The sequence below is a fragment of the Streptomyces hygroscopicus subsp. hygroscopicus genome, from assembly GCF_001553455.1.
Classification (GTDB): domain Bacteria; phylum Actinomycetota; class Actinomycetes; order Streptomycetales; family Streptomycetaceae; genus Streptomyces; species Streptomyces hygroscopicus.
Map to the genome: position 1 here is coordinate 13,824 of NZ_BBOX01000203.1, position 21,146 is coordinate 34,969.

General features: G+C 70.9%; 17 protein-coding genes and 1 pseudogene. 10 read left to right on the forward strand and 8 right to left on the reverse strand.

The genetic code is table 11. The features are described 5' to 3' along the window. Window positions 1-47: 47 nt before the first annotated feature. The 4 genes from AXW62_RS21450 to icmA all read left to right on the forward strand — a co-directional run bounded on the left by AXW62_RS21450 (window position 48) and on the right by icmA (window position 4,218). Window positions 48-1,403: an MFS transporter gene (locus AXW62_RS21450; protein ID WP_060945970.1), complete on the forward strand. Its 1,356-nt coding sequence runs from the start codon at window positions 48-50 to the stop codon at window positions 1,401-1,403. 43 nt (window positions 1,404-1,446) lie between these two features. Beyond that, window positions 1,447-1,956, forward strand: a complete 510-nt coding sequence (locus tag AXW62_RS21455; protein ID WP_030823841.1) for a MarR family winged helix-turn-helix transcriptional regulator — start codon at window positions 1,447-1,449, stop codon at window positions 1,954-1,956. Window positions 1,957-2,010: 54 nt separating this feature from the next. Further along, window positions 2,011-2,343: a DUF3817 domain-containing protein gene (locus tag AXW62_RS21460; RefSeq protein WP_030823838.1), complete on the forward strand. Its 333-nt coding sequence runs from the start codon at window positions 2,011-2,013 to the stop codon at window positions 2,341-2,343. 138 nt (window positions 2,344-2,481) lie between these two features. Continuing rightward, window positions 2,482-4,218: a coenzyme B12-dependent isobutyryl-CoA mutase large subunit gene (gene icmA / locus AXW62_RS21465; RefSeq protein WP_060945971.1), complete on the forward strand. Its 1,737-nt coding sequence runs from the start codon at window positions 2,482-2,484 to the stop codon at window positions 4,216-4,218. Window positions 4,219-4,343: 125 nt separating this feature from the next. On the opposite strand, the pseudogene AXW62_RS21470 reads toward icmA, so the two are convergent. Continuing rightward, window positions 4,344-4,961: pseudogene (locus AXW62_RS21470) on the reverse strand (TetR/AcrR family transcriptional regulator); the annotation flags it as partial. Between the two features lie 137 nt (window positions 4,962-5,098). Here AXW62_RS21470 and AXW62_RS21475 point away from each other — a divergent pair. The 4 genes from AXW62_RS21475 to AXW62_RS21490 all read left to right on the forward strand — a co-directional run bounded on the left by AXW62_RS21475 (window position 5,099) and on the right by AXW62_RS21490 (window position 9,368). Then, window positions 5,099-6,061, forward strand: coding sequence for a tetratricopeptide repeat protein (locus AXW62_RS21475; RefSeq protein ID WP_060945972.1), 963 nt, complete (start codon window positions 5,099-5,101; stop codon window positions 6,059-6,061). 562 nt (window positions 6,062-6,623) lie between these two features. Then, window positions 6,624-7,241 carry a DUF6230 family protein gene (locus tag AXW62_RS21480; RefSeq protein WP_030823827.1) on the forward strand — a complete coding sequence of 206 codons (618 nt, stop codon included), beginning with the start codon at window positions 6,624-6,626 and terminating at the stop codon, window positions 7,239-7,241. 137 nt (window positions 7,242-7,378) lie between these two features. Beyond that, window positions 7,379-7,909, forward strand: a complete 531-nt coding sequence (locus tag AXW62_RS21485) for a DUF6114 domain-containing protein (RefSeq protein WP_060945973.1) — start codon at window positions 7,379-7,381, stop codon at window positions 7,907-7,909. Window positions 7,910-7,988: 79 nt separating this feature from the next. Beyond that, window positions 7,989-9,368 carry a hydrogenase expression protein HypF gene (locus AXW62_RS21490; protein WP_422398415.1) on the forward strand — a complete coding sequence of 460 codons (1,380 nt, stop codon included), beginning with the start codon at window positions 7,989-7,991 and terminating at the stop codon, window positions 9,366-9,368. A 117-nt stretch (window positions 9,369-9,485) separates the two neighbouring features. Here AXW62_RS21490 and pyk read toward each other — a convergent pair whose 3' ends face one another. The 3 genes from pyk to pta form a co-directional block, all read right to left on the reverse strand. After that, window positions 9,486-10,913: a pyruvate kinase gene (gene pyk, locus AXW62_RS21495; RefSeq protein WP_030823822.1), complete on the reverse strand. Its 1,428-nt coding sequence runs from the start codon at window positions 10,911-10,913 to the stop codon at window positions 9,486-9,488. 72 nt (window positions 10,914-10,985) lie between these two features. Further along, entirely contained in the window at window positions 10,986-12,131 is a 1,146-nt protein-coding gene (locus AXW62_RS21500) for an acetate kinase (protein WP_060945975.1), read from the reverse strand. Beyond that, entirely contained in the window at window positions 12,128-14,263 is a 2,136-nt protein-coding gene (gene pta, locus AXW62_RS21505; protein WP_060945976.1) for a phosphate acetyltransferase, read from the reverse strand. The genes AXW62_RS21500 and pta overlap by 4 nt, the downstream gene beginning before the upstream one ends. Before the next feature lie 210 nt (window positions 14,264-14,473). Between pta and AXW62_RS21510 the strand changes: the two genes are divergently transcribed. Next, window positions 14,474-15,499, forward strand: coding sequence for an ATP-dependent 6-phosphofructokinase (locus tag AXW62_RS21510; protein WP_060945977.1), 1,026 nt, complete (start codon window positions 14,474-14,476; stop codon window positions 15,497-15,499). Between the two features lie 302 nt (window positions 15,500-15,801). On the opposite strand, the gene AXW62_RS21515 is transcribed toward AXW62_RS21510, so the two are convergent. The 4 genes from AXW62_RS21515 to AXW62_RS21535 all read right to left on the reverse strand — a co-directional run bounded on the left by AXW62_RS21515 (window position 15,802) and on the right by AXW62_RS21535 (window position 20,080). Beyond that, on the reverse strand, window positions 15,802-16,701 hold the full coding sequence (locus tag AXW62_RS21515; protein WP_370682927.1) for a carbohydrate ABC transporter permease: 900 nt from the start codon (window positions 16,699-16,701) through the stop codon (window positions 15,802-15,804). 655 nt (window positions 16,702-17,356) lie between these two features. Then, entirely contained in the window at window positions 17,357-18,835 is a 1,479-nt protein-coding gene (locus AXW62_RS21525; RefSeq protein ID WP_060945979.1) for an FAD-dependent monooxygenase, read from the reverse strand. A gap of 121 nt (window positions 18,836-18,956) precedes the next feature. Then, complete coding sequence (locus tag AXW62_RS21530) at window positions 18,957-19,562, reverse strand: acyl-CoA-like ligand-binding transcription factor (RefSeq protein WP_060945980.1); 606 nt, start codon at window positions 19,560-19,562, stop codon at window positions 18,957-18,959. A 65-nt stretch (window positions 19,563-19,627) separates the two neighbouring features. Beyond that, window positions 19,628-20,080 carry an ATP-binding protein gene (locus AXW62_RS21535; RefSeq protein WP_060945981.1) on the reverse strand — a complete coding sequence of 151 codons (453 nt, stop codon included), beginning with the start codon at window positions 20,078-20,080 and terminating at the stop codon, window positions 19,628-19,630. Window positions 20,081-20,263: 183 nt separating this feature from the next. Here AXW62_RS21535 and AXW62_RS21540 point away from each other — a divergent pair, with 183 nt between their 5' ends. Further along, window positions 20,264-21,145, forward strand: a complete 882-nt coding sequence (locus tag AXW62_RS21540) for a helix-turn-helix domain-containing protein (RefSeq protein ID WP_060945982.1) — start codon at window positions 20,264-20,266, stop codon at window positions 21,143-21,145. Window position 21,146: the final 1 nt, after the last annotated feature.

Below are 21,146 nucleotides of genomic sequence, written 5' to 3' on the forward strand. Positions count from 1 at the left end.
GGCCGAAACACTAGAGCAGGCCCCGCCCGTACGGGCACGCTTCCGGCATGTCCACGCCCTCCGGGCCCGGTACCCCGGGCCCCCTCGAGTCGCGCCCCGGCGCGCACGCCTCCCGACCCGAGCTCGCGCCCGGCGGTGCGCGGGAGCCGGTGCGGGGCCCGGGGAGCGTCGGCTACCGCGCCGTGTTCGCGGTTCGGGAGTTCCGGGCGGTGTTCGCCGCCCATCTGGTCTCCATGCTCGGCGAGGTGGTCGGCCAGATCGCGCTGTCCGTGCTGGTGTACCGGCTCACCGGGTCGCCGCTGCTGAGCGCCCTGACGTTCGCCACCTCGATGCTGCCCTATGTGATCGGCGGCACCCTGCTGTCCTCCGTGGCCGACCGCTTCCCGGCCCGCCGGGTGCTGGTGGTCTGCGATCTGGTGCACGCCGGATGCGTGGCGGCCATGGTGGTGCCGGGGATGCCGGTGGCCGCGCTGCTCGCGCTGCGCTGTGTGCCCGCCGCGATCTCGCCGGTGTTCAGCGGGACCCGGTCGGCGACGCTCGGCGACATCCTCGGTGAGGGCGACGCCTTCGTGCTGGGCCGCTCGGTCATCCGGATCACCTCGCAGACCGCGCAGCTCGCCGGGTTCGGGGTCGGCGGGCTGCTGCTGGCCGCCGTCTCGCCACGGGCCGCGCTGGCGCTCACGGCGGCGGCGCTCGTCGGCTCGGCGCTGGTGCTCCGCTTCGGCACCCGCCGCCGCCCCGCGCGGCAGCCGACCGGGGGCGGGGCTCCCCCAGCTACCGCTGGGAGGTGCCCCCTGCTCGGGGACTCGCTGAGCGGGGTGCGGCGGCTGTTCGCGGACCGCCGGATCCGGGCGCTGATGCTGCTGTCGTGGGTGCCGCCGATGTTCGTGGTGATGCCGGAGGTTCTGCTGACGCCGTACTCCGATGGGCTGGGGCTCGGCTCGGCCGGGCTCGGGCTGCTGATGTGCGGCATGCCGGTCGGCGCGGTCGCCGGTGAGGCGCTGGTGGGTTCGCTGCTCGGACCGCGCGCCCGGGCCCGGCTGACGCTGCCGGTCGGCGTCGCGGCGATGCTGCCCGCCCTGGGGTACGCCTGCCGTCCGTCGTTCGGCTGGGCGCTGGCCCTCCAGGTGCTGACCGGCTGCGGTATCGCCTACAGCCTCGGCCTCGACCAGTGGTTCTTCGCCGCCGTCCCCGACGAGCTGCGCGGCCGGGCGATGACGGTGCTGACGGCCGGGCTGATGACCGCGCAGGGGCTGGGCATGGCGGTGGCGGGCGCGGTGGCCGAGTTCGCGCCGGTCCATGCCGTGGCCGCGGCGGCGGGTGGCTGCGGTGCGCTCTGCTCGCTGCTGGTGGCCCTGGAGGTGCGGCGCACCGTCGCCCGGCCGGCCCGGCCCGAAGTGTGAGATAGGGCTGACCACGATATGACCGGCCGGTAGGGTCGGTGGTGTGCCGAAGCCGCTCAGTCTGCCGTTCGATCCCATTGCCCGCGCCGATGAACTCTGGAAGCAGCGGTGGGGGTCCGTGCCCTCCATGGCCGCGATCACCTCGATCATGCGGGCCCACCAGATCCTGCTCAGCCAGGTCGACGCGGTCGTCAAGCCCTACGGACTGACCTTCGCCCGCTATGAGGCGCTGGTGCTGCTCACCTTCTCCCAATCCGGTGAGCTGCCCATGTCGAAGATCGGCGAGCGGCTGATGGTCCACCCGACCTCGGTCACCAATACGGTGGACCGCCTGGTCAGGTCCGGTCTGGTGGACAAGCGGCCGAACCCCAACGACGGCCGCGGCACCCTGGCCTCCATCACCGACCAGGGCCGTGAGGTGGTCGAATCGGCCACCCGCGATCTGATGGCGATGGACTTCGGGCTCGGTGCCTACGACGCCGAGGAGTGCGGCCGGCTCTTCGCGATGCTGCGCCCGCTGCGGGTCGCCGCGGGGGACTTCGAGGACGACTGACGAAGCGGCGGGGGCGGCGAAGATCGCCCCGGAACGGGCGGTTACGCTCAGGGCATGAAACGCAGCGTGCTGACCCGCTACCGGGTCATGGCTTACGTCACCGCAGTGATGCTGCTCGTGCTCTGCACCTGCATGGTGTTCAAGTACGGCTTCGACACGGGCGAGGACCTCACGCTCGTGGTCTCCCAGATCCACGGCGTGCTCTACATCATCTACCTGGTCTTCGCCTTCGACCTCGGCTCCAAGGCCAAGTGGCCGTTCGGCAAGCTGCTGTGGGTGCTGATCGCGGGCACCATCCCGACGGCCGCGTTCTTCGTCGAGCGCAAGGTCGTCCGCGAGGTGGAACCGCTGATCAGCGGCGCCGAGCCGGCGCCCGCGCGGGTCTGACCCGCGGCTTCGCGGCATGCCGCGCGCCCCGTCCGCATCCGGACGGGGCGCGGGACGGACGCGCGGGGCGTCACCCCGTCGGCCGGGCCCGGCGCGTCTCCCGTCGCCTTTACTAGGACGTCCTAGTAAATTTGACCCATGGACGCGGAAGGCATTGAGGCGGGCCGCCGACGCTGGCAGGCCCGGTACGACGCGGCACGCAAGCGCGGCGCGGCCGGGGGCCCGGGGGCGAAGCCCCTGGGGGACTGGACGCGCACCACGCTGTCCGGAGATCCCCTTGAGCCGGTCTACGGCCCCGCCCCGGGCGACACCGTGCGGGGGTTCGAGCGGATCGGCTGGCCCGGCGAGTTCCCGTACACCCGTGGCCTGTACGCCACCGGCTACCGGGGCCGGTCCTGGACCATCCGCCAGTTCGCGGGGTTCGGCACCGCCCAGCAGACCAACGAGCGCTACAAGATGATCCTGGGGGCGGGCGGCGGCGGGCTCTCGGTCGCCTTCGACATGCCGACCCTGATGGGCCGGGACTCCGACGACCCGCGCTCGCTCGGCGAGGTCGGCCACTGTGGTGTCGCCATCGACTCCGCCGCCGACATGGAGGTCCTCTTCAAGGACATCCCGCTCGGCGACGTCACCACCTCGATGACCATCAGCGGTCCGGCCGTCCCCGTCTTCTGCATGTACCTGGTCGCCGCCGAGCGCCAGGGCGCCGATGTCTCACGGCTCAACGGCACGCTCCAGACGGACATCTTCAAGGAGTACATCGCGCAGAAGGAGTGGCTCTTCCCGCCCGAGCCGCACCTGAAGCTGATCGGCGACCTGATGGAGCACTGCTCTCGGGACATCCCGGCGTACAAGCCGCTGTCCGTCTCCGGCTACCACATCCGCGAGGCCGGGGCGACGGCCGCGCAGGAGCTGGCGTACACCCTCGCGGACGGCTTCGGCTACGTGGAGCTGGGGCTCTCCCGGGGGCTGGACGTGGACACCTTCGCGCCCGGCCTGTCCTTCTTCTTCGACGCGCACATCGACTTCTTCGAGGAGATCGCCAAGTTCCGCGCCGCCCGCCGGATCTGGGCCCGCTGGATGCGCGATGTCTACGGGGCCACCACCGAGAAGGCGCAGTGGCTGCGGTTCCACACCCAGACCGCCGGGGTCTCGCTCACCGCCCAGCAGCCGTACAACAACGTCGTACGGACCGCGGTGGAGGCCCTCTCCGCGGTTCTCGGCGGCACGAACTCACTGCACACCAACGCCCTGGACGAGACCCTCGCGCTGCCCAGCGAGCAGGCCGCCGAGATCGCCCTGCGCACCCAGCAGGTGCTCATGGAGGAGACCGGGGTGGCCCATGTGGCCGATCCGCTGGGCGGCTCCTGGTACGTCGAGGCGCTGACCGACCGGATCGAGGCCGACGCCGAGAAGATCTTCGAGCAGATCAAGGAGCGCGGCCGCCGCACGGTGCCGGACGGGCGGCAGCCGGCCTGGCCGATCACCGCCGGCATCCTGCGGGGCATCGAGGACGGCTGGTTCACCGGCGAGATCGCCGAATCCGCCTTCCGGTACCAGCGGGCGCTGGAGAAGGGGGACAAGAAGGTCGTCGGCGTCAACTGCCACCAGGGCTCGGTCACCGGCGACCTGGAGATCCTGCGGGTCGGCCACGAGGTGGAGCGCGAGCAGGTGCGGGCGCTGGGCGCCCGCAAGGCCGGCCGGGACGAGGCGAAGGTCGCCGAAGGGCTCGGGGGGATGGTCGCCGCCGCCCGCGAAGGCTCCGACATGATCGAGCCGATGCTGGAGGCGGTGCGCGCCGAGGCGACGCTCGGCGAGATCTGCGACGCCCTCCGGGACGAGTGGGGGGTCTATACGGAGCCGGCCGGTTTCTGAGCCTGGTCCGCGGCGGACCCGGCCCGCGGGGCGCACCGGGGCTCCGGCGCGGGCACGGCCTTCGCGGCGGGCACGGCCTTCGCCGCGGATACGGCCTTCGCGGCGTCGGATACGGCCGGTGTGCCGCCGGGGGCCGCCCCGGTCATCCCGTACAGCAGCAGCTCGGTGAAGTCCCGGGCCCACCGCGGGTCCACCGGTTCCGCGGTGACCATCAGCCGGTGCAGTACCGTTCCGGCGATCACGTCGAAGATCAGGTCCGCGGTGCGGGCCGCCTCGCGCGGGTCCTCCTCGCGCGGCAGCTCCCCGCGCAGCCGGGCGCGCTCCCGGCCGATCGCGACCAGGTGCTTCTGCCGGTCCACGATCGCCGAGCGCACCCGGGCGCGTAGCGCGTCGTCGTGCACCGCCTCCGCGATGACGGCCATCAGGGCGGTGCCCGTCTCGGGGCGCTCCAGCAGCGTGCCCAGCTGGATCACCGCGGCCTCCGCGTCGGCCCGCAGACTGCCGTGGTCGGCCATTTCCAGATGCTCGTCGAAGACCGCCGCGACCGCGTCCACCACCAGTTCGCACTTGCTCGCCCAGCGGCGGTAGAGAGTGGTCTTGGCGACCCCGGCGCGGGCCGCCACATCGCTCAGTGTCAGCTTCGCCCAGCCCAGCTCCACCAGGGCGGCACGCGTGGCCCCCAGGATGGCGCGGTCGGCCTCGGCGCTGCGTGGGCGTCCGGTGCGGCGTGCGGACGGGCTCATGTCCAAAACCCTACCGGCCAGTACCGAGGGCGTCCCGGGTGAGTTACGCTACGACTCGTAGCGTAAGGGGGGTGCCCGGCCGGTCCACCGGCCGGTGCGCTTTTCCCTTCACCGCGGGAAGAGGGGAGGATAGGACCATGCAGCCACGGAACATGTCCATGAGTGGAGTGGTCGACCTCGCCGCGGTGAAGGCGGCCGGAGAAGCGAAGCAGAAGGCGGAGAAGGCGCGGGCCGAGGCCGCCCGCACCGGGGGCGCGCCCGCACCCGGCCCGCTGATCTTCGATGTCGACGAAGCGGGTTTCCAGCAGGACGTCCTGCAGCGCTCCACCGAAGTGCCTGTCGTGATCGACTTCTGGGCCGAGTGGTGCGAGCCGTGCAAGCAGCTCGGCCCCGTCCTGGAGCGGCTGGCCACGGAGTACGCGGGGCGGTTCGTCCTCGCGAAGATCGACGTCGACGCCAACCAGATGCTCTTCCAGCAGTTCGGCGTCCAGGGCATCCCCGCCGTCTTCGCGGTGATCGCCGGCCAGCCGGTGCCGCTCTTCCAGGGTGCCGCGCCGGAGGCGCAGGTCCGGCAGGTGCTGGATCAGCTGATCCAGGCGGCGGAGCAGCAGTTCGGCATCGTGGGTACACCGGTTGAACCCGGCGCCCAGGCCGAGCAGGGCGCCCCGGCGGCCCCCGAGTCGCCGGAGGACATCGCGCTCGCCGCGGCCCACCAGGCGCTGGACGCCAATGACCTGGACGGTGCGGTGCGGGCGTACCAGAACGTGCTCGCCGACGCCCCCGGCAACGCCGAGGCGAAACTGGGCCTGGCCCAGGCCGAGTTGATGCGGCGCGTTCAGGGCGTGGACGCGACGCAGGTGCGCAAGGCGGCCGCGGAGAACCCCGCGGACGTCAAGGCCCAGATCGCGGCAGCCGACCTGGACCTGGTGGGCGGTCATGTGGAGGACGCCTTCGGCCGGTTGGTGGACACGGTGCGCCGTACGGCGGGGGAGGACCGGGACGCCGCCCGCGTTCATCTCCTGAGTCTGTTCGAGGTGATCGGCGGCGAGGACCCCCGGGTGGTGGCGGCGCGCGGCGCGTTGGCGCGCGTGCTGTTCTGACCTCGGAGTCCTCAAACGGCACAGCGACCGCTCTTTACCAAAACTTGGTAAACGCGGTCGCTGTTACTGCCAGTACATAGGGACTTGGGCTTTGTCCGGTCCTGGAGTAAATCTCCCTCTCTTTCCGGTCACCCTCCGGCAACCTTGCGTGCCCGGTCTCGACCGTCCTGCCGCACTTCGGTTATCCGTCCGTTACTCGCTAGTAACGAACCCCTTGTGCCCGCGCCGTGAATGGACCACGATCGGCCAAGCTCGGTCCAACCCTCCGTAGCCCGGCATCCGGTCGGCGCGTCGGGGTGGTCGGGTCCCCACCGGGCCGGCCGGCGGCAGTGGCGCCGGCCGTGGACAGGGGGGTCTCTGCCCAACGGGCAGGGCCTGTCCAGGAGGTTGCGCGAGATTGCGTGGCCAGTGGTTGTCGCTCGGGGGTGATCGCCGGTGTCGCGGGTGCGGTGTGCGCCTGTGAGACGTGGGCGCTCTCCTTCCCGAGGACGTAGCACTTCTCCCATCCCAGGTCCGGGGCCTCGCCCCGACCGGAGATGTACGTCCGAGAAGGAGGAAAGTCATGGAGTCCGTGGCTCGTGGCGGCACCAGATGGAAGCGGTTCGCCGTTGTCATGGTGCCGAGCGTTGCTGCCACGGCCGCGATCGGCGTCGCCCTGTCCCAGGGTGCGCTCGCGGCCTCGTTCAATGTGTCCGGTCAGCAGTTCAAGGTTTCGGTCGACCGGCTCGACGGCACCGGGTTCGCCCAGTACGGGGCGCTCGACACCCAGCACGGGGGCAAGAACGTCCCCGTCGCGGTGTCGGCGTTCAAGAGCGCGAAGCTCAAGGGCCTGTGCCAGTCCGTGGTGATTCCGGTTCCGCTCTTCGGCGATGTGTCGCTGAAGCTGTCCGCCGGTAACGGAGCCAAGCGGGTCGAGGCCAAGAACCTCTTCATCGATCTCGATCAGCTGGACGCGGACGCGACGTTCCGTGGGATCGACATCGGTGTGGCGGCGGGTGACATCAACAAGGGTCCCGGCATCAAGGACGGCGACAAGGCCCTTCCCGGCTCGTTCGCCCAGCAGGCCGATACCGCGACGCTGACCGGTGTGAAGCAGACCGCCTGGGCGACCAGCGCGGGCACGTTCAAGCTCTCTGGCCTTTCGATGAAGGTCAGCAAGGGCAAGAACGAGTGCTTCTGACGCGTTGAGCAGAGGGTGGGGGGCCGCGGCGCTGCCCCTCACCCGGGCATCGCCCGGCAGCGCGCATGCGCCGGCATGAGTACCGCTGTAGAACATCCGCGATCACACCGATCGCCGGCCCCAGGGAGCTGTTTTCAATGAGTGCCGAGTCGCCGGGGGCGAGTGACCGTATCAGCCGCCTGCGGGGGTCCTTCCGGGCGTGGCGCTGGCAGCGCCCGTTCTGGGCGGGCCTGTTGAGCCTGCTGGCGGGGGTGCCGATCATGTACTTCCCGTACAACAACCTCAACGCGGGCGGATTCACCATCAACATGTCCACCACCGCCGGATCGGCCTCGCTGATCATCGGTGTGCTGTTGGTGGTCCTGGGCCTGACCATGTGGTTCCAGCCGATGGTCCGGGTGTTCGCCGGAGTCGCCACGATCCTGCTCGGGCTGGTGTCGATCCCCGTCTCGAACTTCGGCGGCTTCCTCATGGGATTCCTGCTCGCGCTGTTCGGCGGCGGTATGAGCATCGCCTGGGCGCCCGGTGAGACCCCCTCCGCGCAGCCGGCCGGGAAGCCGGGGGCCGCGCCCGAGGACGACGGGAACGGTGGAAGCGTGCCGGAACCGGCCGGGGCCGGGTCCGCACCGGATGAGGAAGCCAGGAATGGGAGGCACCGTGCGGGGTGAAGACCGACCCGAGCAGTCGGTGGGCGCGAGCCCACGCCGGGTCAGAACGGGCCCGCGGCACGCGGCGCCGAAGAAGTCGGTGCTCACTCGTCTTCAGATGCCCGCCGGGAAGGCCATAGCGCTGGCCGCCATGCCCTCGGCCGTGCTGATGGGCATGGGGCTCACTCCGCAGCTCGCCTCGGCCAACCCCCGGCCCGAGGACCGCTACAAGGCCGGACCGTGTGTGTCCCAGCCGGACGGGGCCGACCAGGACGACGCCAAGGGCGACGAGGGCGCCAAGGGCGGTAAGGACGCCAAGGGCGGTAAGGACGCCAAGGGTGGTAAGGACGCCTCGGACTCCGGCGGCCGGGACGAGGACGCCAAGGGCGACGGGCAGAACACGGACGCCAAGGGCGGCAAGGACACCGAGGACGCCGAGGACGCCAAGGACACCGACGGCTCGAAGGGTTCGTCCGGGAAGGACTCCGGGGACGGCTCCGGGGGAGCGTCGGACACCAAGCCCACCCCCACGCCGTCCCCGTCGGGCTCGCACGCTCCGTCGTCCGGTGGCGACGAGAAGCGGACGGAGGAGCCCTCGGCCTCGCCGAGCCCCTCCCCGTCCAAGAACCCCCTGGACCCGCTGGGGCTCGGGGACGCGCTCCACGACATCCTCACGCCCGACGACCCCGACGCCTCCGACGACCCCGACAGCACGGACAAGGACGCGTCGGCGGAGCCGAGCGCCTCGCCGAGCCCCTCGTCGAGTGCCGGGCCCAGCGCGTCGCCCACTCCGTCCAAGACGTCCGGCACGTCCGCCGATCCGGTCAAGGACACAGTGGACAAGGTGGGCAAGGGCGTCGAGGACACCGTCGACAAGGCGGGGAAGACCGCCAAGGACGCCAAGGACGCCGCCAAGGGCGAGGACAAGACCGACGAGGCGTCCCCCTCACCGTCCTCGTCCGCCTCCAAGGACGCCGACGGCGGCAAGGAGGCGTTCCCCTGCCCGGAGTTCGACGCCGACGCGTATGAGAACGCCGAGACCGATCCGGCCGCGAACCTGCTGCCCGAGGACCCCTGGACCCTCAAGAGCACGCTGCTGACCCTGCACGGCCTGGACTACAAGGGCATCGTGGAGGTCAGGACGCAGGGCGGCCAGTTGAAGAAGGTACTGAAGTTCACCGCCTCGGGCGTGGACATCAAGGACCTGCACCAGCTGGTGGTGGGCCCGGCCGGGACCACCACCCACGTCCAGGCGCGCGAGGGGTCCACCTCGACCATCCGCAACGGCACGGTGACCATGTACACCGAGGAGCTGTCGGGCAACCTCCTGGGGCTGATCCCGATCACCTTCAGTCCCAAGAGCCCGCCGCCGGTCAACATCCCCGAGGTGTTCTTCACCGGGGTCACCGTCAAGCAGGCCGGTCAGTTCGGCGGGGATCTGACCATACCGGGTATGCACCTGTTCAAGACCGGGGAGTGACCCCGCGCCGGCACGGACCTGTTCGGGAGCCGCACACCCCTCCTCCGGGAGGGAAACGCCCGTGGGCACCGCCTCACTCACCAGGCGGTGCCCACGGACGCGTTCGGCGAGGGGGAGCTACGCGCTCGCCTCGCCCAGGTGGTGGACCCGGACCATGTTGGTGGTGCCGGGGACGCCGGGGGGCGAACCGGCGGTGATGATCATGGTGTCGCCCTCGGTGTAGCGGCCCAGCTTCGACAGCTCGGCGTCCACCAGGTCGACCATCGCGTCGGTGTGCTCCACATAGGGCACCACGAAGGACTCCACGCCCCAGCTCAGCGTGAGCTGGTTGCGGGTGGCCACATCGGTGGTGAAGGCCAGGATCGGCTGCTGGGCGCGGTAGCGGGAGAGCCGGCGCGCGGTGTCCCCGGACTTGGTGAAGGCCACCAGCGACTTGGCGCCCAGGAAGTCGGCGATCTCGGCGGCCGCGCGGGCCACCGAACCGCCCTGGGTGCGCGGCTTCTTGCCGGGCACCAGCGGCTGCAGACCGCGCGAGAGCAGCTCCTGCTCGGCGGCCTGGACGATCCGGGACATGGTCTTGACCGTCTCGATCGGGTAGGAGCCGACCGAGGACTCGGCGGAGAGCATCACCGCGTCGGCGCCGTCCAGGATCGCGTTGGCGACGTCGGACGCCTCGGCGCGGGTCGGCCGCGAGTTGGTGATCATGGACTCCATCATCTGGGTCGCGACGATCACCGGCTTGGCGTTCCGGCGGCACAGCTCGACCAGCCGCTTCTGCACCATCGGGACCTTCTCCAGCGGGTACTCCACCGCGAGGTCACCACGGGCCACCATCACCCCGTCGAAGGCCGCGACGACCTCGGTCATGTTGGCGACCGCCTGCGGCTTCTCCACCTTGGCGATCACCGGCACCCGGCGGCCCACCTCGTCCATGACCCGGTGGACGTCCCGGACGTCGGCCGCGTCCCGGACGAAGGACAGGGCGACCATGTCGCAGCCCATCCGCAGGGCGAACTTCAGGTCCTCGATGTCCTTCTCGGACAGCGCGGGCACATTGACCGCCGCACCCGGCAGGTTGATCCCCTTGTGGTCGGAGATCACCCCGCCCTCGATGACGATGGTCCGCACCCGGGCGCCCTCGACCGAGGTGACCCGCAGCTCCACATTGCCGTCGTTGATCAGGACCTGGTCGCCCTTGGACACATCGCCCGGCAGCCCCTTGTAGGTGGTGCCGCAGATGGTCCGGTCGCCCTCCACGTCCTCGGTGGTGATGATGAACTCGTCGCCGCGGACCAGCTCCACCGGGCCGTCCTTGAAGGTCTCCAGGCGGATCTTGGGGCCCTGGAGGTCGGCGAGCACCCCGACGGCGTGCCCGGTCTCCTCCGATGCCTTGCGGACGCGGTGGTACCGCTCCTCGTGCTCCGGGTGGCTTCCGTGGCTCATGTTGAACCGGGCCACGTTCATCCCGGCCTCGATGAGGGACTTCAGCTGGTCGTAGGAGTCGACGGCGGGACCCAGAGTGCAGACGATTTTGGAACGGCGCATGGGGCAGATCCTATCGGTTTGTTTCGTAGCGGAATTTTCTCGGCATGGGCACAACGGAGCCGGCGCCGGGAATCAGGCGCTGACCAGGGCAAACGTCTGGCTGGCGATCTCCAGCTCCTCATCGGTGGGCACCACGGCCACCGCGACCCGGCTGCTCTGCGCGGAGATCAGCCGCGCCGTGGCGGAGCGCAGCGCGTTGCGGACGGTGTCCAGCTCGATGCCGAACGCGGTGAGGCCGCGCATCGCCGCCTCCCGGACCGCCGCGGAGTTCTCCCCCACGCCGGCGGTGAACGCGATCGCGTCCACCCGCCCGAGCACCGCGGTGTACGCGCCCACATACTTCCGCAGTCGGTGGATGTAGATGTCGAAGGCGAGCTGCGCGGCCGGATCGCCCTCGGCCATCCGGCGGCCGATCTCGCGCATGTCGTTGTCCCCGCACAGCCCGGCCAGCCCGCTGCGCTTGTTGAGCAGCGTGTCGATCTCGTCGGTCGACATACCGCCCACCCGGGACAGGTGGAAGACCGCCGCCGGGTCGATGTCCCCCGAACGGGTACCCATCACCAGCCCCTCCAACGGGGTCAGCCCCATCGAGGTCTCCACGCAACGGCCGCCGCGCACCGCCGAGGCGCTGGCCCCGTTGCCCAGGTGCAGCACGATCGTGTTGACCTCCGCGGGCTCCTTGCCCAGCAGCGCGGCGGTGGCCCGGGAGACGTACGCGTGCGAGGTGCCGTGGAAGCCGTAGCGCCGCACCCCCCAGCGGTCGGCGGTCTCCACGTCGATCGCGTAGCGCGCGGCCGCCTCCGGGACGGTGGAGTGGAACGCCGTGTCGAAGACCGCGACCTGCGGCAGGTCCGGGCGCAGTGAGCGGGCCACCTTGATCCCGGTGACGTTGGCCGGGTTGTGCAGCGGGGCCAGCGGGATCAGCTTCTCGATCTCCTCGACCACCTCATCGGTGATCAGGGTCGGCTCGGTGAACCGGGTGCCGCCGTGCACCACCCGGTGGCCGACCGCCGCCAGCTCGGGCGAGTCCAGGCCCAGGCCCCGCGCGGCCAGTTCGTCGGCGACCTGCTTGAGCGCCGCGGCGTGGTCGGTGACGGGCCCCTCACCGATCCGCTCCACGATGCCGGAGGCGGGCCGGGACCCGTCGGCCATGTCCAGCAGCTGGTACTTCACGGACGAGGAGCCGGAGTTGAGGACGAGGACTCGGGAGCCGTTCACGCGGACTGCGCCTTCTGTGTCGGGGTCGTCGGGGATGCCGGGGATGCCGGGGGCTGGGTCTGGACCGGGGACTGGGCCTGGACCGCGGTGATCGAGACGGTGTTGACGATGTCCTGGACGAGTGCCCCGCGGGACAGGTCGTTCACCGGCTTGCGCAGGCCCTGGAGCACCGGGCCGACCGCGACGGCGCCCGCCGAGCGCTGCACGGCCTTGTAGGTGTTGTTCCCGGTGTTCAGGTCCGGGAAGATCAGCACAGTGGCCCTGCCCGCCACCTCGGAGCCGGGCAGCTTGGTGGCCGCCACCGCGGCGTCCACCGCCGCGTCGTACTGGATCGGGCCCTCGACCAGCAGATCGGGGCGGCGCTCGCGGACCAGCTCGGTCGCCTTGCGGACCTTGTCCACGTCCGCGCCGGAGCCGGAGGTGCCGGTGGAGTACGAGAGCATCGCGATCCTCGGCTCCACCCCGAACCGGGCGGCGGTGGTCGCCGACTGGATGGCGATGTCCGCGAGCTGCTCGGCGTCCGGGTCGGGGTTGACCGCGCAGTCGCCGTACACCAGCACCCGGTCGGCCAGGCACATGAAGAAGACCGAGGAGACGATCTGGGCGCCCGGCGCGGTCTTGATGATCTCGAAGGCGGGCCGGATGGTGGCGGCGGTGGAGTGCACCGCGCCCGACACCATGCCGTCGGCCAGGCCCTCCTGGACCATCAGCGTGCCGAAGTAGGAGACATCGGCCACCACGTCGTACGCCAGCTCGTAGGAGACGCCCTTGTGGGCGCGCAGCCGGGCGTACTGCTCGGCGAAGCGCTCCCGCAGCGGGGAGGTCCGGGGATCGACGATCCGCGCCTCGGCCAGCTGGATGCCGAGCTCGGCGGCGCGCTTGCGGATCGCGTCCTCCTCGCCCAGCAGTGTGAGATCGCACACATCGCGGCGGAGCAGGACGTCGGCGGCGCGCAGCACCCGCTCCTCGGTGCCCTCGGGCAGCACCACCCGGCGGCGGTGGGACCGGGACCGCTCGATCAGCTCGCGCTCGAACATCATCGGGGTGACCCGGCTGGAGCGGCCCACCGAGATGCGCTCGGTCAGCGCGGCGGTGTCCACGTGCCGCTCGAAGAGGCCCAGCGCGGTCTCCGCCTTGCGCGGCGAGCCGGCGGTGAGCTTGCCCTCGATGGCGAACAGCTCGCCCGCGGTCGGGAAGGAGCCGCCCGCCACCGACGCCACCGGGGTCCCCGGGGCCAGCCGTGAGGCCAGCGCCAGGATGTCCGGGCCGGGCCGCTCGTCCAGGGTGAGCAGCACCCCGGCGATCGGCGGGGCGCCCGCGCTGTGCGCGGCCAGCGCGCCGACGATCAGGTCCGCGCGGTCCCCGGGCGTCACCACCAGGCAGCCCTCGGTCAGCGCGGGCAGGAAGGTCGGCAGCATCGCGCCGCCGAAGACGAAGTCGCGTACGTCCCGGGAGAGTCCGGTGTGATCGCCGAGCAGCACCTCGGCGCCCAGGGTGCTGACGATCTGGGAGACGGTGGGCGCCGAGAGGGACCCGTCCTCGGGCAGCACGGCGCTGGGCACCGGGAGCCGGGCGGCCAGCCGCTCGGCGATGACCCCGCGGTCCTCCGGCGCCACCCGGTTGACGATCACGGCGACGACGTCGCAGCCCTGCGCCTGGTAGGCGCGGTAGGCGTTGTGGGCCTCGGCGCCGGCCGACTCGGCGGTCTGGCCCTGGCCGCCGACGACGGTGATCACCGAGGCGCCGAACTCGTTGGCGAGCCGTGCGTTCAGCCCCAGCTCGTCGGGGAGGCTGGTGGCCGCGTAGTCGCTGCCCAGCACCAGGACGTGGTCATACGCGTCGGCGACCTCGTGGAACCGGCCGACCAGCTGCGACACCAGCTCGTCGGTGCCCCGTTCGGCCTGGAGGCCGGCCGCCTCCTGGTACGTCATGCCGAACACCGACTCCGGCGCCTGGCTGAGCCGGTAGCGGGCCCGCAGCAGGTCGAAGAGGCGGTCGGGGCCGTCGTGCACCAGGGGGCGGAAGACACCGACCCGGTCGACATGGCGGGTCAGGAGCTCCATGACTCCCAGCTCGACGACCTGGCGTCCGTCGCCACGCTCGACCCCGGTCACGTACACGCTGCGCGTCACGCGTGCTCTCCGTTCCTCTGGCGTTCCTCGGTGTTTTCCTTCTGTGCGCCCGTCGGACACAAAACGGCCACATTGAACGGCCCGGTCCTCTTGACAATACCTGTGGCCGTGATTAGGGCGCTTGTCAACTTGGGGGATACAGCACCACCCCGCCCATGAAACAATCAGACTGGCTCACATCTACCCGTAGGGAGCAGGAGACACAGCACGATGCGCATCGGAGTTCTCACCGCAGGCGGCGACTGCCCCGGCCTCAACGCTGTGATCCGGTCGGTGGTGCACCGCGCGGTCGCCGGCCACGGAGACGAGGTGATCGGCTTCGAGGACGGTTTCAAGGGGCTCCTCGACGGCCGTCACCGCAAGCTGGACCTCGACGACGTCAGCGGCATCCTCGCCCGCGGCGGCACCATCCTCGGCTCCTCCCGGCTGGAGCGGGCCCGGCTGCGCGAGGCGTGCGAGACCTCGAAGGACCACGCCCGCGACTACGGCATAGACGTGCTGATCCCGATCGGCGGCGAGGGCACCCTCACCGCCGCCCGGATGCTCTCCGAGGCGGGGCTGCCGATCGTCGGCGTCCCGAAGACGATCGACAACGACATCTCCTCCACCGACCGCACCTTCGGCTTCGACACCGCCGTCGGCGTCGCCACCGAGGCGATGGACCGGCTGAAGACCACCGCCGAATCGCATCAGCGGGTCATGGTCGTCGAGGTCATGGGGCGCCACGCGGGCTGGATCGCGCTGGAGTCCGGAATGGCGGGCGGCGCCCACGGCATCTGCCTGCCGGAGCGGCCCTTCGAGGTCGACGCGCTGGTGAAGATGGTCGAGGAGCGCTTCGCCCGCGGCAAGAAGTTCGCGGTCATCTGCGTCGCCGAGGGCGCGCACCCCGCCGAGGGCTCCATGGACTACCAGAAGGGCGAGATCGACCAGTACGGCCATGAGCGGTTCACCGGTATCGGCAACCGTCTCGCGGCCGAGCTGGAGCGGCGGCTGGGCAAGGAGGCCCGCCCGGTCATCCTGGGCCATGTGCAGCGCGGTGGCACGCCCACCGCGTACGACCGGGTGCTGGCCACCCGCTTCGGCTGGCACGCCGTGGAGGCCGCGCACCGTGGCGACTTCGGCATGATGACCGCGCTGCGCGGCACCGACATCACGATGGTGCCGATCGCCGAGGCGGTCACCGAGCTGAAGACCGTCCCGGCCGACCGGATGGACGAGGCCGAGTCGGTCTTCTGAGCCGCCGCGCCCGCGCCCCTTCCGACACCGGCTGCTCCCCCCGGCTTCCCCCTCGGCTTCCGCCCGTTGGACGCCGTACCGGCCGCCGCGGTCTCGATCCCCCCGTGGGCGATCGGGACCGCGGCGGCCGGTGTGCTGGTGGGGGAGGACCGCGAGGGGCCGCGGAGGGAGGCCCGCGCGGAGGGGCGGCCGGACGGGTGCGGGGTGATCAGCGCGGCCGGGGGCCACGGGCGGGGTCCGCGGCCAGGGTCCGCGGCCGGGGGCGCGCTTCCTTGTGATCCGTCATCCCTCGTCACCCCCCGTCAGCCCTTGACGGCGCCGCCCAGGGCGAAGCCGCCGCCCAGGCGGCGGGAGATCAGGACGTAGAGCAGGATCACGGGGGTCGAGTAGAGGATCGAGAAGGCGGCCAGCTGGCCGTAGACGACCTGGCCGTAGTTGCCGAAGAAGGTGAAGATCGAGACGGACGCGGGGAGTTGTTCGGGGGAGAGCAGCAGCATGAAGGGGACGAAGAAGTTGCCCCACATCATGATGAAGCTGTAGATCATCACCACCGTGATGCCGGGACCCATCAGCGGCAGGATCACCCGGGTCAGGCTCTGCAGCCAGGACGCGCCGTCGGTCCACGCCGCCTCCTCCAGGATCACCGGGACGCCGTCCATGAAGTTCTTCATCAGCCAGATGGCGAAGGGGAGTTGGGAGGCGGCGAGGAAGAGGGCCGTGCCGGACATGGTGTCGACGAGGTCCACCTGGACGAACAGTCCGTAGACCGGAACCATGATCGCGGTGATCGGCAGACAGGTGGTGAACAGCACCGTCAGCAGATACGGGCGGACCACGCGGGAGCGGAAGCGGGAGAGGGGATAGGCGGCGAGGGCCGCGCACGCGACGGTCAGGACGGTGGCGCCGCCGCACAGGAGCAGGCTGTTGAGCATGGGCGTGAAGGTGATCTCGTCCGTCCACACCGCCGAGAAGTTGTCCAGCGTGGGCGAGCCGGGCGCCGAGAGCCGCAGGGTGGCCTCGCCGTCGACGGAGGCCAGCACCAGCCAGGCGAGCGGAAGCACGAAGGCCGCCGCGACCACCAGCAGCGCGGCGTCGGCGGCCAGTCGGCGGCGCAACCGCGGGGACCACAGGCGGCGGGAGGTGTGCGGCGGGTGGTGCGGGCGGGGCCGGGGGCGGGCGGTGGGGGCGGAGAGCGCGGACAACCTCGGACCTCCTCGCGCGCTTGCGAGCGCAGTCGATCAGCGTTGGTCCATGAAACCGGTTGCCACGCGCCCGGGGGAAGACATGTGCGCGGCCACGCGCCCGGATTCGCCTCCCGCCGTGTCCGGCAACGCGCGCACCGGGGGCGGCCCGTAACGCGCACCGGGGGCGGCCCGTTCAGTTTGACTGAGGCGTATGACCTCTTCCGCTTCCTCCGTTTTCGAGACGACCAAACCGGCATCCGCCGACTACCTCACCCGGCTCGCCGCGAGCGACGCCGGACGTGACGACAAGGGGCGGATGCACGTCGTTACCTGGGCATGCAGCTCAAGCGCGGAAACCGCTCGCATCCGATGACGCTCAACCGCTAACGCAATCTGAGCCAAGCCCAGCCCCCGCCGACAACGGTCCCGACGGCCACCAGGAGCGTGGTCAGTTGGTCATCGTGGAAGAGGAATCCGGGAGTTGCTGCGATCGCGACGATGATGATCCAGCCGCAGGCAGCCGCAGCGATGTCCGCCGCATCGAAACGGCTTCGACTTCCCATCATGATTGTCCCCTAGCTCGGCCACCCGCCCGCACACTACCGAAGGTAGTGCTTGTCCAGCACCCGGACTGGCTGCCTAGGCTTCAGACCGTCTCGGGCTTCGGGCAGTCTCAGACGGCCCTGAACCAGGTGCCCAGCGCCTCGTGCAGACCGTCGCCGTCGCCCGTGGTGTCCTGCCAGGCGATGTAGCAGTCGGGCCGGAGCAGCAGCGCGGTGTCGAGTCCGGGGACGGTCACGGTCTCGACACGCGCCGCCCAGGGGCCCGCGTCGAGTCCACCGGTGGGGTCCAGCAGGAGCGGGCGCCCGGTGCGGGTGAGTTCGCGCAGGTGCGGCAGGCCCGGCAGGTCCGGTGCCCAATGGCCGACGAGCGGCCCGGCCGCCGGTCCCATGTCGTAGGTGAGGTCCGCGCCGGAGAGCAGCCGCGCGATATGGGACCGTGTCGTCGGCTGCTCGAGCAGTTCGCCGAACAGCTCGCGCAGCGCCGTCACATCGTCGCCCGGCCGGGTCAGCAGCGACTGTGCCTGGGTGTGCATGGCGACCCGGCGCGCCGCCGGCTGCCGTTCCGTCTCATAGGTGTCCAGCAGCCCCTCCGGCGCGTGGCCGCGCACCTCCGCGGCCAGCTTCCAGCCGAGGTTCACCGCGTCCTGCAGCCCCATGTTGAGCCCCGGGCCGCCGATCGCCGCGTGCACATGCGCGGCGTCGCCGAGCAGGAGTATCCGGCCCGCGCGGTAGCGGGCGGCGATCCGGGTGTTGCCGCCGAACAGCCGCCGCATCAGATGCGGTCCCGGCACGGCCGGCGGGCCGAGCGGCAGGTCCGCGCCGAGCACCCGGCGGGCGCTGGCGCGCAGTTCCTCCAGCGTGGCCTCGCCCTCGGCGGGCTGCCCCCACTCCACCGTGTTCAGCACCGGACCGCTCTCCGGGAACGGCCCCCAGGTGATCAGGCCGTGCTCGGTCCGCAGATGCCGGAACGGAGGGATGACGCCGAAACCGGGCACGACCAGGCCACCATCGGCATCGATCAGCTCCGGCGGCACGCTCACATGTCCGGAGCGCGACACCGAGTCGTCCCTGGACACACCGGGGAACTCGATCCCGGCGAGCTTGCGGACCGTGCTGTGCCCGCCATCGGCCCCGACCAGGAACTCCGCCTCGATCGGCGCCTGTCCGCGCAGCTCGACGGTCACCGACTTTCCGTTCTGCGTCAGCCCGACGACCTCGTGGCCACGACGGATCTCGACACCCAGCTCGGCCGCGCGCTCCTCGAGCACGCGCTCGATCCTGCGCTGCGGCACCATCAGCGTGTAGAGCGGGTTGTCCGGCAGATCGCTCAGTTCGAGCGGGAACGCGCCGAAGGTGTAACGGGGCGTCGGTTCGGGTGTGGTGGGTGCGGCGCCGGACGTGGCCAGCCGCTCGTACAGTCCGCGCCGGTCGAGCATGCGAACGACCTGGCCCACCAGGCCGTTGGCGCGCTGCTTGTCGTCCGGTTCGGCGAGACGTTCCAGGACGACCGGGCGCACACCGGCCAGGGCGAGTTCGCAGGCGAGCATCAGGCCGTTGGGTCCCGCGCCTGCGATGACAACCTCGATCATTCGGGGAACTCCCTTTCCGAGCAGGGGACATCGGCCCGGCGGCCCGGCCGGGCTGTCCGTCCACAGGTGAGTGGTGTGGTATGGGGGTGTTCTATGGATGGTGTTGCTACGGATGGTGTTGCTACGGGGTGGACAGCCCCGCGGCGATGTGGGCGAGGGCGTCCGTGAGCAGACGGTCCACCGGCACCGGTGGGTCGGTGCGGAGGTGGTGCGCGATGGCGGTGTTGACGGCGGCCATCACCGCGGACGCGACGAGGTGCGGATACAGGTCGTGATCGAGGTCGCCGCCGGTGCGCTCGGCCACGGCCGCGGCGATCTCCGCCTCGGCGATGGCTCCGGCCCGCAGCATCTCGCCCCGCAGGGCCGGTTCGGCGACCATCACCCGCACGCCCGCCGTCCACTGCGCCGCGTCGGCAACGGGATGGGCGGCCGACTGCGCGTCCGGCCCGAACCGCGTCAGCACCGCGTGGGTGATCGCGTCCCACAGCGGCTCGGCCGACCGCTCGCGCAACGCCTCCGCGACCCCCATGCAGCGGTCGAGGTGGCGGAAGACGATCGCCTCGGCCTTGCTGGAGAAGTAGTTGTTGAACGTGCGCGGCGAGACGCCGACGGCGTCGGCGATGTCCTCCACCTTGACGTTGTCCAGCCCGCGCTCGACGGTCAGCCGGACCGCCGCCCAGCTGAGCGCCGCGCGGGTCTCGGCCTTCTTCCGCTCTCGCAGTCCCATGAGGTGAGCCTACGCGAAAGTTGCGTGCCCCGCAAAGATGCGGGGCGCGCATGTTTCTTGGTCGGTCAGGGTTCGGTCGGGGAGGCGGTCAGGTCCAGCTCGGCCCAGATCTCCTTGCCGACGGTCCGCTCCCGCACCCCCCAACGGGCCGCGAGGGCCCGGACGATGAGCAGGCCCCGGCCGTGCTTGTCGCGCGGCGACGGGCGGCGGGGGCGCGGCATGCGCTCGCCCCTGGGGTCGGACACGGTGATCCGCAGCCGGGTCTTGGTGAGGGTGAGCTGTACGCGGAAGAGCCGCCCGGGGACGCTGCCGTACCGCACGGCGTTGGTGGCCAGCTCGGACACGATGAGCGCGGCATCGTCCGCGAGGGTGGGATGGCCCCAGTCGGAGAGCAGCCGCACGGCGTACTGACGGGCCCTGGTCACGCTTATCGGTGTCGGGACGTGGTCGACGCGGCCCTCCTGGACGACGGGGTCGTTGGGGTCCGGGATCCGAGGGTCTTGGGGCGCGAATGCCATCGCGTACCTCCAGTGGGCAGGGCGGAGCGCATCCGCCAACTGACGTCCCTGTGCGAGCGGTTCATCACGGAAGGTAGTCTTGTTTCGGCTCGCGAGGCAATCGGCTCGGGGAAATTTGTATCCGATCTTGCGTGCGGACTGTGCCTGACCGCACACTGGGCGTAAGGCAGGGAGGGTGCCAAGGTGGCAGAGGAGCAATCCGCGCAAGGGAACCGCGTCTCAACGGTTCTGGGGCGCAAGCTGGGTGGGGAGCTTCTGCGGCTGCGGACCGCAGCCGGTTTGACGCAAGGTCAGGCTGCGAGCGCCATCACCGCGTCCACAGGGAAGGTCGCCAAGATGGAGAGCGGTTGGGTGCCCATGCGTGAGCCGGACATCCGGGCGCTCTGTGAGCTCTACGGTGCCAGTGACCCTGAGATCGTTGGCCCGCTGTTGGAGTTGGCGCGCATCGACCGTGAGCGTCGTAAGGCCAAGGGGTGGTGGAACGACGTCACCCTCAGCAGCGCCATGCAGCAGTACGCCCCACTGGAGGCCGTCGCGACCGAGATCAAGGCATGGCAGGTGTCGTTCATCCCGGGCCTGCTCCAGACCGCCGCATACGTGCGGGCCCTGCGTGGCGTCTGGTTGCCCGATGAATCTCCGGAGGAGGCCGAAAAGTTCACGGCTTCCAGGTTGGCGCGGCAGCAGAGACTCTTCGAGGAATCACCGCTCCTGCTGCGGGCTGTCATACCCGAAGCCGCTCTGCGCATTCCCATGGTCCATTCCGAGATGCTCAGGGAGCAGTTGGAGAGCCTTCTCGACTGGGGAGAGCGGCCCAATATCACCTTGCAGGTGCTTCCCTTCAGCGCGGGATTCGCCAAGGGGCTGACCGGTTCCTTCAACGTCCTCTCGTTTGCCGAGCCGGGTGCCATGGACGTCGTGTACGTGGAGTCATCGCACAGCCACGTCTGGGTCGAGGGTGGTGATGGGGCGGCCCAACACGCGACAATCTTCGAGGAGACCGCGCGGCGCGCCCTATCCGAGCCCGAGACGCGGGCGTTCATCGAGGTGCTGATCAAGGATCTATGAG

Excerpts from the sequence above, each read along its gene's own strand:
- AXW62_RS21450 (WP_060945970.1), top strand. The coding sequence starts at position 48 with ATGTCCACGCCCTCCGGGCCCGGTACCCCGGGCCCCCTCGAGTCGCGC.
- AXW62_RS21460 (WP_030823838.1), top strand. The coding sequence starts at position 2,011 with ATGAAACGCAGCGTGCTGACCCGCTACCGGGTCATGGCTTACGTCACC.
- icmA (WP_060945971.1), top strand. The coding sequence starts at position 2,482 with ATGGACGCGGAAGGCATTGAGGCGGGCCGCCGACGCTGGCAGGCCCGG.
- AXW62_RS21475 (WP_060945972.1), top strand. The coding sequence starts at position 5,099 with ATGCAGCCACGGAACATGTCCATGAGTGGAGTGGTCGACCTCGCCGCG.
- AXW62_RS21480 (WP_030823827.1), top strand. The coding sequence starts at position 6,624 with ATGGAGTCCGTGGCTCGTGGCGGCACCAGATGGAAGCGGTTCGCCGTT.
- AXW62_RS21485 (WP_060945973.1), top strand. The coding sequence starts at position 7,379 with ATGAGTGCCGAGTCGCCGGGGGCGAGTGACCGTATCAGCCGCCTGCGG.
- pyk (WP_030823822.1), bottom strand. The coding sequence starts at position 10,913 with ATGCGCCGTTCCAAAATCGTCTGCACTCTGGGTCCCGCCGTCGACTCC.
- AXW62_RS21510 (WP_060945977.1), top strand. The coding sequence starts at position 14,474 with ATGCGCATCGGAGTTCTCACCGCAGGCGGCGACTGCCCCGGCCTCAAC.
- AXW62_RS21525 (WP_060945979.1), bottom strand. The coding sequence starts at position 18,835 with ATGATCGAGGTTGTCATCGCAGGCGCGGGACCCAACGGCCTGATGCTC.
- AXW62_RS21530 (WP_060945980.1), bottom strand. The coding sequence starts at position 19,562 with ATGGGACTGCGAGAGCGGAAGAAGGCCGAGACCCGCGCGGCGCTCAGC.
- AXW62_RS21535 (WP_060945981.1), bottom strand. The coding sequence starts at position 20,080 with ATGGCATTCGCGCCCCAAGACCCTCGGATCCCGGACCCCAACGACCCC.